Annotated in this window: 8 protein-coding genes and 1 pseudogene; 3 read left to right on the forward strand and 6 right to left on the reverse strand. The window is 60.2% G+C overall.

Annotated elements, in window-relative coordinates:
- Window positions 1–4: 4 nt before the first annotated feature.
- The 3 genes from QM685_RS23220 to QM685_RS23230 all read right to left on the reverse strand — a co-directional run bounded on the left by QM685_RS23220 (window position 5) and on the right by QM685_RS23230 (window position 5261).
- The gene (locus tag QM685_RS23220; protein WP_415119739.1) at window positions 5–1987 is read right to left on the reverse strand and encodes a hydantoinase B/oxoprolinase family protein; all 1983 of its coding nucleotides are present in this window, start codon (window positions 1985–1987) and stop codon (window positions 5–7) included.
- A gap of 3 nt (window positions 1988–1990) precedes the next feature.
- Entirely contained in the window at window positions 1991–4042 is a 2052-nt protein-coding gene (locus QM685_RS23225) for a hydantoinase/oxoprolinase family protein (RefSeq protein ID WP_415119741.1), read from the reverse strand.
- 442 nt (window positions 4043–4484) lie between these two features.
- Entirely contained in the window at window positions 4485–5261 is a 777-nt protein-coding gene (locus QM685_RS23230) for an IclR family transcriptional regulator (protein ID WP_415119743.1), read from the reverse strand.
- Between the two features lie 375 nt (window positions 5262–5636).
- Here QM685_RS23230 and QM685_RS23235 point away from each other — a divergent pair, with 375 nt between their 5' ends.
- Together QM685_RS23235 and QM685_RS23240 are read left to right on the forward strand one after the other, a co-directional pair.
- The gene (locus tag QM685_RS23235; RefSeq protein WP_415119745.1) at window positions 5637–7478 is read left to right on the forward strand and encodes a flavin-containing monooxygenase; all 1842 of its coding nucleotides are present in this window, start codon (window positions 5637–5639) and stop codon (window positions 7476–7478) included.
- A gap of 708 nt (window positions 7479–8186) precedes the next feature.
- Window positions 8187–8327: pseudogene (locus tag QM685_RS23240) on the forward strand (DUF72 domain-containing protein); the annotation flags it as partial.
- 772 nt (window positions 8328–9099) lie between these two features.
- On the opposite strand, the gene QM685_RS23245 reads toward QM685_RS23240, so the two are convergent.
- Window positions 9100–9426, reverse strand: a complete 327-nt coding sequence (locus QM685_RS23245) for a type II toxin-antitoxin system PemK/MazF family toxin (RefSeq protein ID WP_415119747.1) — start codon at window positions 9424–9426, stop codon at window positions 9100–9102.
- Window positions 9423–9638: an antitoxin MazE family protein gene (locus QM685_RS23250; RefSeq protein WP_415119749.1), complete on the reverse strand. Its 216-nt coding sequence runs from the start codon at window positions 9636–9638 to the stop codon at window positions 9423–9425. Before QM685_RS23250 ends, QM685_RS23245 begins: the two co-directional genes overlap by 4 nt.
- Window positions 9639–9808: 170 nt before the next feature.
- Between QM685_RS23250 and QM685_RS23255 the strand changes: the two genes are divergently transcribed.
- On the forward strand, window positions 9809–10537 hold the full coding sequence (locus QM685_RS23255) for an amino acid ABC transporter ATP-binding protein (protein ID WP_415119751.1): 729 nt from the start codon (window positions 9809–9811) through the stop codon (window positions 10535–10537).
- A 131-nt stretch (window positions 10538–10668) separates the two neighbouring features.
- On the opposite strand, the gene QM685_RS23260 is transcribed toward QM685_RS23255, so the two are convergent.
- A partial coding sequence (locus QM685_RS23260) for an autotransporter outer membrane beta-barrel domain-containing protein (protein WP_415119753.1) occupies window positions 10669–15822 on the reverse strand: 5154 nt, incomplete at its 5' end.

The raw sequence follows: 15822 nt of genomic DNA on the forward strand, positions 1-15822 counted from the left end.
AGGTTCAAGCTGTCAATTGCGGGTGATCTTTCAAGACGACATCGAATGCCTGCGCCACTGCAACAGCACCTCGGGCACCAGAAGCAGATGAGTTTGCCAGTTGCTCGAACACTCGATGCTTGATAAAAAATCTCCAGTTGACTGGCAGGCGATACAACCGTTCCATCAGTTCCTGGTATGCCTCTTCATCCCACATCCGCTCGTACGATCGCCGACCTTCTCCGAAATCCACTCCTATGGGCCTGGCGCGGTTTCTTACTGCCTCGCGAAATTTTGCTGTCTTTGCTTGATCCAACTCGCCGTTGCTCAATGCCACTCCATAGTCGTCTTCCGCAGCTTGTACGGAGACAAATCCGTAGCGCACGTCCTGCGCGACCAAGTTTGGATCCCGATCGAACGGATCACCCCATCCACCGGACCCACCGGCTGTTACGCTAAGTACATCGCCAGGCTGCAGTTTGAGAACATCGGTATTTCCAAGATCGACTTCTTTGTCAGTACCAGGATTCAGGATGAATCGCGAGGGCTTACCTGCCCGTCCGCCCTGGATCCCCCAACCACAGAATTTCGACCTGTCCCGATTGCGGGCTGCCACTGAAGTGTCGGGTGCGAACACTTCGAACTCCAGGGTTGTCGCGAGACCACCCCGGTGTTTTCCGGGGCCGGAAGAATCTGGTGTCAGACTGTATCGCCGGATCTTGATTGGCAACTCGGACTCATTGATCTCGACTGGGGTATTTTTCAGGAAGGCATTGTTGCCGCCGGACGCCTCCGGGCCGTCAATGTACGGCGTGCCCCCCGAACCACCGGTGACCGGCCCCAACGATGCCATAAACCGCCTGCCCGTCAATGGATCCTGTGCAGCTACACTTACGATCGGACCTCCGCTTGACGGCGCTGCGGGCAAACGACCTGGCAATGCAAGTCCGCAGGCGCCGAGAATGACACCCATCAGTCGAACGGTGGTGATACTCCGCAGGCCGACGGCTGCAGGAAATACAGGATTCAGAATTGAGCCGAGTGGTGCAATTGCGCTGCAGGGACGCAACAGGCCGGCGTTCAGCTGGATTTTGGGGTTCAGCGCGTAAAGTACATAGATAAGGCCAATCATCAGCAGGGCGTGACGATCATGTCCACCTGTAGGCATGTTCAGGGAAGACTGCGTCTGCGGATCTGATCCCGAGAAGTCGAGCGTAAGTGAATCGCCCTTCACGATCATGTTCAGATGCAAACGGCAAGGCAAACCATTGACAGAGTCTTCATCAATGAAGTCACTAAAGCTATAGCTGCCATCCGGGATGGAACGGATGATTTCACGCGATTGTGCTTCGGCGAGGTCAAAAAGACCATCCACGCCAGCTTTAAACGAATCGAATCCAAATTTTTCGATGATCGCCAACGCATGGCGCGTGCCGGTGTTCATGGCGCCAATCTGTGCCATCAGGTCACCATAGTTTTGCGAAGGCGCGCGAACGTTGTTCGTAATGATCTTCACGAGACTGTCGTTCAGACTGCCCTTGCTCACCAGCTTTGTCGGTGGGATGCGAAGACCTTCCTGATGAATATCTGTCAGGGTCCGTGAAAGACTGCCGGGGATTGCTCCACCAATGTCGGTGTTATGAACGTGACCGACAACGAAGCACGCGATCTCTCCCTTGTAAAAAACCGGTTTCCACAGATGCACGTCTGGGACATGAGTCGACACCGAACCGTTGTACGGATCGTTGGTGATGCAGATGTCCCCTTCTTCGTAGTTATCAATCAGCCTGATCGCAGCACCGTAATCCAGACCAGTGAACCAGGTTGCTCCGAGTTCTTTCGGCGACGCAAAGGTTAGGCCTTCAGGTGTTGCGATCCCCGTAGTGAAGTCCTCGGTTTCCTTCACAAATGTAGAATGCGCTGTCCTGTAAAGCGTATACGCCATACTTTCAGCTGCTGCCCGGCAGTGGTCCGAGAAAATACGCAGCCCTACTGAATCCATCTTCATTTTTTACCCCGCCGTGCGAGTCAGAATGATGTTAGCGAACGCGTCGACTTTGGCGTCGAATCCCTCGGGGATACAGACAGTTGTGTCTTCCTGAACCACAACCGCCGGACTGGAGAACGTTTCGCCCGGCAACAGCTCGACGCGCTTGAACAGCGGAATCTCCCGATACTGGCCGTCCAAAAACACCGTGGCCTGGCTGACGGGCAACGCCTCGCGTTCTGAGATAACGCCTTTCGGGAAGAAAGGCTTTGGCTTGACGCCAATTACAACCAGTCGAAGGCTGACAATTTGCACTCTTGCATTCTCGTCGGAGAATTCGTACAGCTGTCGATGGCGATCGTTGAATGCCCTGACAAGAAGATTCGAGTCAGCTCCCTCTCGCAACATGCTCTCGTCCAGCTTCACCTCGATCTCGAACGATTGGCCCCGGTACCGCATGTCTGCCGAGTATGCCAGGACGACCTCACCGTCACGAAACTGTTGTTCGTCCCTCAGCCACGCGAGTGCACACGACTTAAGATCCTGCGCGATCGGTGCGAGGACAGCACAGGTGTCATCGTCGACATCGCTATAGGTGGTCGCAATGAAGTCGTTCCGGACATCGGCGATAAGTCCACCGAGTGCGGCGAGAACGCCAGGAGTGCGCGGGATGATGACGTGTTGCGCGTTGAGCTCGCGTGCAAGGAAACAGGTCATCATCGGTCCGGCACCACCGAATGCCATCAGTGCCATGTCACGAGGATCAACACCCTCTTTCGACAATAGTTTGCTGATTTCAACGTACATGCCCGAAACCGCGACATTGATGATTGCTGCCGCGGCTTCCTCCACGGAGCGACTTAGCTGAGCCGCAACTTTGCCAACGGCCTCGCGTGCAGCATCGATATCCGGCGAAACGGTGTCGTAACCCATATCGGCGAGCCCAAGAAAACCACAAACGCCGAATGCATCAGTAATTGTCGGCTCGGTGCCACCCCGACGGAAACATGCAGGCCCAGGTGTCGAACCAGCACTTTCCGGACCGACCGTGAGCATGCCAAACTGGTCGACGCATGCTATCGATCCGCCGCCTGCGCCAATAGAGCTGACAGACACCGACGGAATATAGATCGGGAAGTCGCCGACGATTTCGCCGACACCATACTGGGCTTCGCCGTTGACGATGATGGCAACATCGGCACTGGTACCACCAATGTCCACGCTCATCACGAGCGGCATGTCGCATTGCTTTGCCACAAGAGTGGCGCCGATCACACCAGATGCTGTTCCCGACAGCAGCATTTGCGCACAGGCGGTCTTTCCATTCTCCGCCGTCATGACGCCGCCATTGGACTTGGTCAGCATCGGCTCGCACGTTACACCTGCTTCCCTGAGCGCCTTCTGAAGCGAGGATATGTAGTAGCTCACGCGAGGCTGCACATAGGCGTGAAGCGCCGCAGTGATCGTGCGTTCGTATTCACGGATGATGGGCCAGACCTCGTTTGAACAGAAGACCGGCAGTTCCGGGGCAATCTCCCGGATGAACTTCTTTGCGGCAGTCTCATGCGCGCTGTTGCGGTACGAATGCAGGAAGGAGATGAGCACTCCGTTCGCACCAGCCGACTGCGCGGCCTCGACGGCACGCTGAACACTGTCGAGGTCCAGGGGAAAGTCTACGCTGCCATCGGCACGGATCCGCTCCCTGATACCAAACACGCAGTCCCGGGACACGAGAGGAGCCGGCCGCCGTGAGTAGAGATCGTAAGGATCGGGCATTTTCAGTCGCGCGATCTCCAGGACATCGGAAAACGACTCTGTCGTCAGCAGGCACAGCCGAATGCCCTTGCGTTGAATGATCGCGTTGATCCCGACAGTTGTACCGTGGGTGAAGTGCGAAATCTCGCCAGGTGAGATGCCATACTTGCGCTCGAGGCCACGGATCCCTTCAATGATCTCCGAACCCGGTGAGTCTGGACGGGAAAACACTTTCAACGTCGAGATCTCTCCCGATTGCTCGTTGAATGCGCAGAAATCCGTGAATGTTCCACCGATGTCAACTCCAACCCGATAAGTCATAGTCACAATTCCACTGCTCGTTAATAACCAAGAGATCTACGGTTAATTAGTATCAAGGCCGACACGCAGTTTATGAAATACCGCATGCACAATATCCTTCCGGTGATTTCAAAATCAGATTTTTTCAGGCAAACGCTTCCATCGGGATTCAGGAATATGAATCCACAACTAAAGTAAGCACTGGCGAGATTGGCATATCGAACGCACGAACGCCGGTTAATCGACGAGGAGACCCCCGTTAAATCTCACCGTTCAGACTGCAGTCCAGTTGATGATGAACAGACTACCGAGAAAAAAACTCGCAGACCAACAAAATCGGCTATGTATTTTGAAAATTACATTCTTGATATTAACGATGACCAGGGATATCATGAATTGACAGTTTTTTGGCGAGCGAGCGTTCCTGAACTCGTGACTCGCCCTACTTCACGGCCGTTGCCGCTTACGTTCGACCTGCTCGCGACCGTAGAGACGGGAGGTTCGCTGATCGCGCGTGCAGGTTGACCTGGTTACGGATTTCGTTGATGAGTTCGTCGACCCTTGGCGCTATTCTCTCTATGAAGCCACCGACGCCGATCACTATTGGAGAGTCGTTGAATGTCGCTGGCAACATCATCGAAACCGTACCGGCGTTGGGTGGAACGTTGGCCAGGTAACAGTAGTCCTGGCCTCTGATTTCTGCCATCGACTTCTGGAAAACGTCGAGATCCCCCGCCATCTGCCGGTGAGCGAGCGGAGATCGCCGATAGATTCGCTCAATCTGCACAGGATCCATGCGGCTCATAAGCAGCCAACCCATGCTGCTGTCCAGGAGCGGACGCTGCTCTCCTTCACGGACGTGGTATCTGACGAGATGGTCAGATTCAATGGCACGGATGTACATCAGGATCGTGTCGTTTTGAACCGCCAGCGCCACAGTCTCGCCACTGAACTCGTTCAACGCCTTCATCAGGCTAGTGATCCACGCCGCCTCATGACTCTGGTCGTCGATCCAGCTTCCCAGATGCTTCACAACGGTCGTCGGGTAGTAAAGCCTGCTCGCACTGTTGTAGTGCAGCAGGCCGTTGCTGGTCATGGTCTTCAACAATGCAACAAGGCTGGACTGTGGGTAGCCGGTCTCGTCCACCAACGCCTTCTGCGATAGCGGCGTCTGAAACTTTGCAAACACCTTCAGGACTTCGATCACACGCTCCGCCGACTTGACTGATTCGCCGCTCATCACCTCTCCTGTTCATAGGACTGTCACTTTATCATATATGTGATATTAAATTTCCATACGTAATTTTTGTTGACCAATTTTTAACACCCCGGCTTAATGTAGCGCACGGGCTGAAACCGTAATCCAAGACTGTCCATCCGGTTATCAAACTGGTACATCCTGACCCGATCATGGATCAGCGCTGCAATTGTTATCCAGCCGAAAGACCGCTTCTGCGCAACTGATTTCGAGACGCCCCCCCGTCTCGCGAACGATTTTGCAAGGGCTCCTTTCGCCCCAAAAAAGACTTGATGCATTTTTCTGGAAAAGAGCAGACGAGGCTTTGATTCAGCACCTGCTCAAGTTTTTGTCTATCTAGATTTGGCTGAGGGTTCAATGATGTCAGGTAACAACGAAATTCAGACTGAGGCCGAGCGTTGGCTGTCGCTGCTTGAAGAGGCACTGAAAAAGCCAGGCGTGCCTGCGATAGAACATCTGTTCGCTGCAGAGTGTCACTGGCGGGACATTCTTGTGCTTGACTCCGATATCATGACCGCAAACGGAGTTGACGAGATCAAGGCTTTATTCGCCCGAGATCCCGAGCGGAAACGCCCGTCAAACTTTCGTCTTGCTCAGGGACGCACTCCCCCTCGCCAGCTTGTCCGTTCAGGCGTGGAGGTTATCGAATTTCTGTTTGAATGTGATTCAGAATGGGGACCAGCAGCTGGGCTCGGTCGCCTTGTCGAATCGCCCGATGGCGCAGGCTATATGGGTTACACCTGCATGATCGCACTACAGGAACTCGACCGCAGATATCAGGATATCGGGCGATATGCCATTCCCGACTTCGCCCGGAAGTTTGGTGACGAGAACTGGAAAGCGCATCGCGACCGCATGCGCAGCTACGTAGACCACGACCCTGCCGTCCTCGTTATCGGTGGCAGCCAGGCTGGACTTGCCATCGCCTCCCGGCTGACTCATATGGGAATCGATACGCTCGTGATCGATCGCCAGGCCCGCACCGGTGACAACTGGCGAGAGCGGTATGACGCTCTGGTCCTTCACAACCAGACGAACATGAACCACCTGCCGCACATGAATTTCCCCGATTCATGGCCGAACTTTCTGCCGAAAGACAAGCTGGCAAACTGGTTCGAAATCTACGAAGAAGCCATGGAGCTGAACGTCTGGACTTCGACCCAGGTCTCCTACGGCTCCTACGATGAAGCAGGTAATTCCTGGGCCATCACGCTAACAGTCGCGGGTGAAAATCAGCATCATATCCGGCCCAAACACGTGATCTTTGCGACAGGCACGAGCAGTATCCCTGTCGTGCCAGAACTTCCGGGCCTCGACCAGTTCAAGGGTAGCCATCTCCACTCGAGCCAGCACAAGACCGGTGCCGGCTGGGCTGGAAAAACGGCCGTTGTCGTCGGTACGGGCAACAGTGCCCATGATGTTGCTCAGGATCTCGCATCACATGGTGCGAAAGTCACCATGGTCCAGCGAAGCGCCACATACATCATCAGCCTTGAAGAAGCGCAGAAGCTTTTCACGCTCTACAATGAAGGCCTGCCGGTCGAAGACGCGGATATGATCGCTTCGGGCACGCCATTCCGGATGCTCCTGAAAGCTTGCCAGCAACTCACAGCAGATGCACGCATTGCCGACAAGCCACTTCTTGACGGCCTCGAAGCGCGTGGCTTCCGGCTCAACTACGGAGAGGAAGGCGGTGGTTTCCAGCCCATGATTCTTCGGAAGGCCGGAGGATACTGTTTTAACGTAGGCTGCTCTGACCTGATTGTTGACGGAACGATTGGCGTGGTCAACGCGTCGGATATCTCCAGCTATGGGCCTGACGGATTGCACTTTAAAGACGGTAGCATATTGCCGGCCGACCTGATGATTCTCGCCACAGGATATCGAAGCCAGCAAGACACCGTTCGAGCAATTCTCGGCGACGAAGTCGCCGACAAGGTAGGACCGGTTTGGGATCTGGATAAAACCGACGAATTGCGCAACATGTGGCGCCCTACCGCACAAAAGGGGCTCTGGTTTACAGGTGGAGGTCTCGGACAGTGCCGCATATATTCCAAGTATTTGGGCTTGCAGATCAAGAGACAACTCGCTCTTGATGTAGCTGCCGCAAAAAAAAGGGGCGACTTCAATTCTCCCGTGCGGGCGAGCTTGACGCTGAAAGGCTGCACGGTGCAAAAAGGTAAGTCTGGTCTTTCCTGAAGCTATACCCCCTCGGGCTTAGAGTCACATGAGAGCATCGTGACCGCGAGCCTAGGCGGACCATAGCGCCGGATGCCAAGGCCGGCCACGTGAGCGAAATGGGAATCACCACGCCCACGCCATTGTCGGAGCGTGTGCGCGAAAGTCAGGACGTATTCATGCCAACCTCCGACTTTCGCCTGCGTCATGCGGCGATGAAGTGTCGCATGACGGGAAGAATCGATGCTAAATTCAGCCGAGGCAACGGAGAACGCATCCACAACATGTGCCATCGCTTCATGACGTGCCGCGAGCTAAAGCGCTTCGCGTAGGCTGCCGTGGCCATTGACGGTAAGTAGCAAGCAAAGCTTCGAACAGCCGGGACTGACAGGCCCGCCAGGCGCAGCTCGCAGACAAGCAACAGCTTAATGGAGCTGGCGCCCGCAATGCTGACGCCGTAGATATATCGGAACGGTTGCTATACACGAACGACGCTTCTGTCGATGTTCGACAGAAGCGCTCCCCAGCTTGGGAACTGCATGGACGAATGGCTGAACGCCTGACCGACGTCCGATATTCGTCATTGCGATATAGTGCACGAGGCCAAAGACCAGAGCTTTCGTTATCGAAAAGAACCAAGGCTTGCCAAACCAAGTCTGCCTTTTCCTACGCGCCTTATAACATTGGGGCTATCACGCGGCTACAAGCATCGGTCACCCGGGGCAGTCAATCATAGCTAGTCGGGAAAATCCGCCCCAAGGGCTTTTAACACAGACCATCGAAATTAATAGGACCCTCTACGGCTTGCAGAAGCCCGAGAGCTATATGAAGTGGCACGACGAGACGCCTGACGATTTTTCATTTGTACTGTAGTTTAAGAGACATGTTTAAACCTGAGCATTCATGTTCGCAACCGATGCACAATCTCAGACGAGATAAGCACATCGGCCTGTATCCGGCAACGATGCTCGAAAAATTTGGCGGACGGCAGACCCGTAGCAGCAGCGCTATAGAGCAAGTTGCTGGTGTCTTCGGTGCGGCGAGACCACGACAAATAACAACGAATAGGACATGAACAAGTGAGCACGGTCTTCTGGCAATGTGCAGAGCCAGTATTTGGTTGGTTCGAGTTCGCCAACGGGCCCTCGTGACGATACTGGTTTTCCGGGCCGCGGTGAGGAGGACCACACGGCCGTCACGCTACGCGATAGCTCGTGATCCAATACAGCCCGTTTGAGGGATTCATGTGCGGCAATACCCAGCGACGAACTTGCGAGCAGCCCGGCGCGTCGGTGGCTGCGTTGAACCGCCCTCTGCCGAGGCCAGAAGCACTGACGGAGGAGATTGATGCCTTGGCCCTCTGGGCTGACAGCCTTCGGCAGCATCAGGGCGCAGCGAAGTTGCCCTGACCCCTTGGCGTCACCTAAGTGATCGGGAATCAGTCTTTGCGAATCAACTGCAATTCATTGACGAATCTTGCACGCTGCGCCTTGCTTCCGTTGTCTTGTGTTCAAGGGCAAAAGGCCCAGGGAATGGGGGTAAGGGGCAATGGGCCTACCTGCAAAAGGTAAAACGCAAAAGGCGCATGACCCCTTCGTACTTCTTGATCGGATAGGCCTGATTCGCTGCCAGTCTATATCCCTTACTTTGCAATTCCGAGGAACAGCGCCAGGCACCGTTCCACTTCGACCAGCGCGTCGGCACCGAGCCGTCCGAAGGTGGGGCCGAGCTTTTCGCGCTTGACCGTCATGATCTTGTCGATCATGACCTGCGACGGCTTCTGCAAGCCGTTTTCCGCGTCCGGCTGAACCTTGATCCGCAGCAGTGGCGCCGGCACCAGCGTGCTGGTCACGGGTAGCACCGTGACGGTCGCGCTCTCGCTGAAATGGTTGGACTGAATCACCAGCGCTGGTCGCGGTTTGCCGAAATCGCCCTGCATGGCGATGGTCACGAAATCGCCACGCATCATTCGGTCCAGCCGTCCACGTCAGCTAGAGCGTCGTCCATCCACGGCAGAAGGTCGGCATCAGCCCGGTCGGCCTGGGCCACCAGCTTGGCCTGGCGATGGCATTCCAGCTCGAAGTCCGGCCGGCGGGTGTCGGGAACCCAAATCTGCACCGGTCGCAGCCCTGCCTGACGCAGAGCGTCACGGTGCTTCTGTACGCGGGCGTTCACGTCCATTGTGGCCTCCCACGGTGTCTCAGATTCGTTACATGCAACACTGTACACCTGTCTGATGTTACATGCAACGTTTTCCTGTGATTGGTGATTCAGAGCGTTCATAGGCCGCCCTACTGTAAGCGGCTCGTGCCGGCCGTTGTAGACGGTGGCCGATGGAAGACATCATAGTGATGTCCATCATTTCCGACCTACTTCAGAAGTGGTACGGCCAGTTTCAGGTCCTCACCGATTGCACGACGGAAGTCAAGAAAGGCGAGGTGGTGGTCGTCTGTGGCCCGTCCGGTTCCCGCAAGTCGACGCTGATCAAGACCGTGAACGGCCTCGAGCCGTTTCAGCAGGGCGAAATCCTCGTGAATGGCCAGTCGGTCGGCGACAAGAAGACGAACCTGTCGAAGCTGCGCTCGAAGGTCGGGATGGTGTTCCAGCATTTCGAACTGTTCCCGCACCTGTCGATCACCGAGAACCTGACGCTCGCGCAGGTCAAGGTGCTCGGTCGCGGCAAGGACGAGGCGACCGAGAAGGGCCTGAAGCTGCTCGATCGCGTCGGCCTGAAGGCGCACGCGCACAAGTTTCCGGGCCAGTTGTCGGGCGGCCAGCAGCAGCATGTCGCGATCGCGCGTGCGCTGTCGAAGGATCCGATCGCGATGCTGTTCGACGAACCGACCTCCGCGCTCGCCCCCGAGATGATCAACGAGGTGCTCGACGTGATGGTGCAGCCCGCGAAGGAGGGGATGACGATGATGGTCGTCACGCACGAGATGAGTTTCGCGAAGAAAGTCATCCATCACATGATCTTCATGGATCAGGGCGCGATCGTCGAGGATGACCACAAGGAAGATTTCTTCGAGAATCCGACGTCGGAGCGCGCGAAGGATTTCCTCGCGAAGATCCTGCACTGAGCGTCCATGCACGGCGCGCGCGTCATGCGCGCCCATAAAAAAAACCGCCCGGCCGAACGCTGGGCGGTTTTTTTCGTCGGCTCCCGGTCGCCCGCCGGCTGCCGCCGGTGGACAGGTTGCCGCATCGGGCGTTACCAGCTATAGCGGTAGCCGACCTGACCCGTCACGCCGCGTCGATAGTCGCCGCCGATGTTGCGCGCATATTTCACGTTCGCGTACAGTTCGCCCGACTTGCCCATGCCCGTGGTCACGCCGACGCCGAGTTCGTACCACGTGCGGCCCAGGCTCGTCGCGAACGGCGTGCCGCCGACGACGGTCTGGCCCGGCGACAGGAAGTCGTGCAGCACGTCGGCCGTGAAGTACGGCGTCGCGGCGCCGCCGCCCGAATCCGATGCGAGGTTCGGCCGGAAGATGCGCACCCCGGCGCGACCGCGCAGCGCGTTCGTCGCCGTGCCCGATACGGCCGACACGTTGTCGTTGAACCCGTTCAGTTTCAGGTACTGGTACATCAATTGCGCCTGCGGCTCGATCGCGATCGGCGTGTTGCCGATCCCGAACGGCTTGCCGATTTCCTGCGACAGCGCGACGCCGAAGCCGTTCTGCGACGCCTCGTTGCCGTAGCTGTCGCGATAGCGGTTGCCGTAATGGGTGACCTGCCCGACGCTGTCGAAGTACGTGCCGTCGGACAGATACTTCGTCCAGTAGCCGCCCAGGCTTTGCGCGTGCATCTCGACCGTGCCCGTCGACGTCGACATGCCCGGCGTGCCGGCGCGCGCCATGTCGTCGAAGCTCGCGTTCGCCACGCCGATGGTCGCCGTCACGCCGGCATGCGTGCTGCCGCCGTTGGGCGTCTGGCTGAGCGTCCAGTCCTTGCCGAACTGCGCGAAGAAGGTGCGCTCGTCGGCCGCGAAGCGGCCCGCGTTCGCGTCGAGGCTTTGGCCGCCGATGCGTCCCCACACGCCGTCGTGGTTGCCGGCCTGCTGCTTCTCGAGGTTGTAGATGTCGCCGACGCGTTCGTGCAGTTTGCCGAGCGTCGAGAATCCGTAGTCGAGGTTAAGCAGCGGCGTCAGCGTATAGCCGGCTACGCCCGGCCGGTACGAGAGCGTGCCGTTGTCGCCGCCGTCGTGCGGCTTGATGACCGGACCGACCGAACCGACCGAGCCAACCGGATCGTCGGGGTCTGTCGAGTCGAGCTGCGAACGCAGGTACCAGTTGTTCGCACCGTTCTGGCCGCCGCTCTGCGCGCCGCGGAAGAGCCGGTACTCGTACGCACCGGCCTGCACCGGTCCCGCGAGCTGGAATGCGGACGCCGTGGTCGTGCCGCCGTTGGCCGTGACGACCACGGGAATCCCGTCGCCCGTCGTTTTCGCGCCGGTGCCGGCCGTGTTCAGGATCTTCAGGCCGGTCGAGCCGCTCGCGGCGCCGCCGTTCACGATCACCTGATCGGTCGGCGACGAATCGGCGCCGAGGAACGTGTTGAGCGCGATCGTGCCGCCGTTGCCGACATAGCTGCCCGTCGTCAGCGTCCTGTAGCTGCTCGCGAGCGTCGGCGCGCCAGTCGGCGCGGCGAACGCGACCAGGCCCGCGTTGTTCAGGCTGCTCAGCACCGAGCTGCCCGTCATGTGCCACGTGCTCGTGTTGTCGACCGTCAGTGCGACCGGATCGATCTTGCCGGTCAGCGTCGCGCCGTTCGCCAGGAACACGTTGCCCGTGCTCGATGCGTCGGAGACGATGTCGCCGGTCAGGTTCACGGCCGATGCGTTGAAGGTTGCGTTGCTGCCGTTCGAGAGGTCAAGCAGCGTGCCGTTGCCAGCTGTCACGACGGTGCCGTTGCGCACGGCGATGTCGGCCGTGCCGCCGCGCGCGGCGAAGGCCGGCCCCGCGACGGACGTCACGCTGCCGCCGTCGACCAGCACCGAACTCGTCGCGCCGTTCGCGAGCGTGTCCGACGTCAGCACGCCGGCCGTCGCGCCCTTGAGCGTCGTGCCGGTCAGCGCGAGCACGCCGCCGCTGTCCGCGGTCGCACCGTTGCCGGCCGTGCTGGCGATCGACGAACCCGTATCGGCGATGCGCCCGCCGTTCCGCGCGACGAGGCCGTCGGCCGCGTTGCCGGAGGCGCTCACCTTCGCGCCCGACAGCAGCGCCATCGCGCCGTTGTCCGTCGCGATCGCGGCCGAGCCGGTGCCGGTCGTCGCGACGGTCGTGCCGTTGGCCGCGAGCGTCGAATCCGCGCCGGACACGAACAGGCCGCGCGCGTCGCTGCCGGTGGTTCGGACGACGGTGGCCGCATCGGTCGTGATGGTCGCGCCGGCGCCCGTCGACGACAGGCCGTCGGCACCGCTGCCGGTCGTGTTGATCTGCGTGCCGGCCAGTCCGACGGTCGCGTTCATGCCGAGATTGTCGATCCCCTTGCCCGATCCGCCGACCGCGATCGACGTCGCGCCGGCCGCGATTCCGCCGCCCGACACGGTCGAGTCGATCAGCACGCCGTCGGCGCTGCCGTTCGCGACGACGGTGCCCGCGCCCGACAGCGCGACCGATGCGCCGGCGCCCGTCAGGCGCACGCCCGCGATGCCGTCGTCGGCTTCGATCGAACCCGCGTTGGCGAGCGTAGCCGATGCACCCTGCACGAGCGCGCCGGTGCCGTTCGAGACGCGGATCGTCGATGCGTTGTTCACCGTGCCTTGCGTGCCGATGACGACGCCCGTCGAGCCGGCGCCGGTCAACAGCACCGTGTCGCGGTTCTCGAGCGTGCCAAGGTTTTGCGCGACGAAACCCGTCACGCCGCCGGTCGACGACGTGACGGCGGCGTCGTTGGTCAGCGTCGTCGCGACCGGCGCGCCGGCATTCGCGCCAGCGAGGTCGTGCGCCTGGCCGTCGACGACGCCAGCGATTGCGCCGGCCGCATTCAGGTTGATCGTCGCGCGCGCATCGATCGTGCCTGCCGCGCCGCCTTCGACCGCGATCGCGATGCCGTTCGCGCCGTTGACGTTGTAGATCGCGTTGCCGGTCGACAGCGTGGTGCCGGCATCGGTCGCGAGCACGCCGCGCGCACGCTGGCCGTTAACGTCAGTCGTCAGTGCGCCGGCCGTCGATGCGCCCGTGTAGGCCGCGCCGCCCGCTATGCGGAACAGCGTCGAATCGTCGGTGTCGACGCTGAGGTGCTGCGCGGCGACGTTGATCTTCGAGCCCGTGCCATACGCATAGAAGCCGATCTGGTTCGTGCCCGACATGAAGGCAGGCACCGCGTTGGCGCCGACGTCGATCGTCGCGCCCGAGCGCGCGTGCACGCCGATCGCGCCGGAGCCCGTCAGGTTGAGCGCGCCGTCGAGCGTGGCCTTCGCGAGCGGCCCTTCGGCCCAGACGCCGTAGTTGCGCGTGCCCGAAGCGGGATCGAGGCCGCCGGCCACGTTGATCGTGCCGGTCGACGTCGCGGCCGTCGCTGTTGTGCCGGTCCCGACGACCATGATGCCGATGCCATTCACGCCGTTCAGCGTGATCGTGCCGGTGTTGGTCACGGTCGCGGCGGTATCGGCCGCAAGCATGCCGACGTTGGCGAGCGGCGTGCCGGGCGCCGCACCGTTGACGACGATCGAGCCGGCATTCGCGAGCGTGCCCGACGACGAGCCGATGCTTGCCATTGCGGCACCGTTCTGCGTCTGCGAGCCGATCACGATCGTGCCGAGGTTGCTCGCGGTGCCCGACGCGCCGAGCAGGATCCCGTACGCGTGCGCTGACAGCGCGACGTCGTTCGCGGCCTCCGGCGACGCGGCGTCGTACTGGGCTGCGCGCCCGAGATAGATTGTGCCGCCGGCCGCGTTCGTGAAGCTGCCGCCGGCGACGAGGCCGCCGATCACCTGACTGTCGAGTGTCGTCGCGTTGACGCCCACGTTGATCGTGCCGGCGTTCGACGCGAGTGCGCCATCCGTCGCGGCCACTGCGTAGTTCTGCAGATCGGGCCGGTTGCCGTCGAGGGTCCATGCGCCGACGTTCATCACACCGTTGTTGACGAACGTCGTGCCCGTGCCGTTCGCGTACACGCCGTTGCCTTCCGTGTACGCGTTGAAGCCGAAATTGTCGGGTTGCGCGGCGCCACCGGTGTTGAAGTTGTCGCCGGATGCGTAGCCGAACGAGATCACGCCGTTGTTGACGCCGCTCGCGCCTGTCAGCAGGCGCACCAGCGTGAAGTCGCCCGACAGTTGGCCGTCGTTGACGAAGTGCGCACCGTTCTCCGCGAGGACGGCCGAGCTCGAATCGATCGTATTGGTGCCGCGGAAGTCGATCTGACCGTCCTTGCCGATGTGCAGCGTCGTGTTTGCGCCGGTGCCGTGCATCGCCGTCAGATAGTTCATCGGCAGCGCGTTCTTGTCGCCCGGCGACACGTTGTTCGCATACTGGAAGGCTTCCGTCGAGAACGTGACGGCCTGTGCGAACGCGTTGTCGTAGGCTGCCTGCGAACCGAGCGCGCCGCTCTGGAGCGAGCGAACGAGAAAATCGTTGTACGCGGCGAGCGACGCGGCGTCGGTAACGGTCCACTTGCTGCCGTCGAACGCGGTGAAGGTGCCGGAGTAGGCTGGCACGTCGAGCTGGATGTTGCCGACGGGGCCGCCAACCGCAAGATAGTCGCCGGTGTTGAACAGGATCTGGTTGCGCGAATTCCAGTTGATGGTGCTCGGGGTAGCACCCGTGCCGTCCGCGTAGGTCAGGTCGGTCTGCTTCGCTGCCATCGTGATCGCGTTGCCGGCTGCCGACGGTGCGTTTGCCGGGTTGCCGATCGACACGTCGAGCGTGCCGCCGGAACTGTCGACGGTGCCGATCCGCGTGTTCACGTACTGGTTGCCGTTCACGTCATGGAAGACCGGCACTTCGGTCGTGCCGGCACTCGACGCGGTGAACGCAGACGAACTGTAGGTGGCGACGGACGTGGCGGTGCCCGTGATCATGTCGGGGGTGCTGATGCTTTGCGTCTTGCCCCCGAGCGACAGCAGCGGCTGGTTCGGGTTGCCCGATATGACCGACGTGCTGGCGAGCGGCACGAGCGTGTAGCCGGCGTCGCCGGTGTCGCCTGTCCAGTTGCCCGTCACGCCGACCGTGTTGCCGCCCGTTACCGTCGCGGCGCCGGACAGATTGTCATTCGTGGTGGCGGCGTAGCTGCCGAGCGCGCAGGTGCCGCCGCTCGCGACCGTGGCCCCGCTGCCGCAGGTCGATGCGTGCGCGGAGGCGGCCGACAGCGCGGTCAGCGCGATGCCGAGTGCGGCGACCCGCAGCGGCGGCCGGCGGTCGGC

The organism is Paraburkholderia sp. (assembly GCF_047605525.1).
GTDB lineage: Bacteria > Pseudomonadota > Gammaproteobacteria > Burkholderiales > Burkholderiaceae > Paraburkholderia.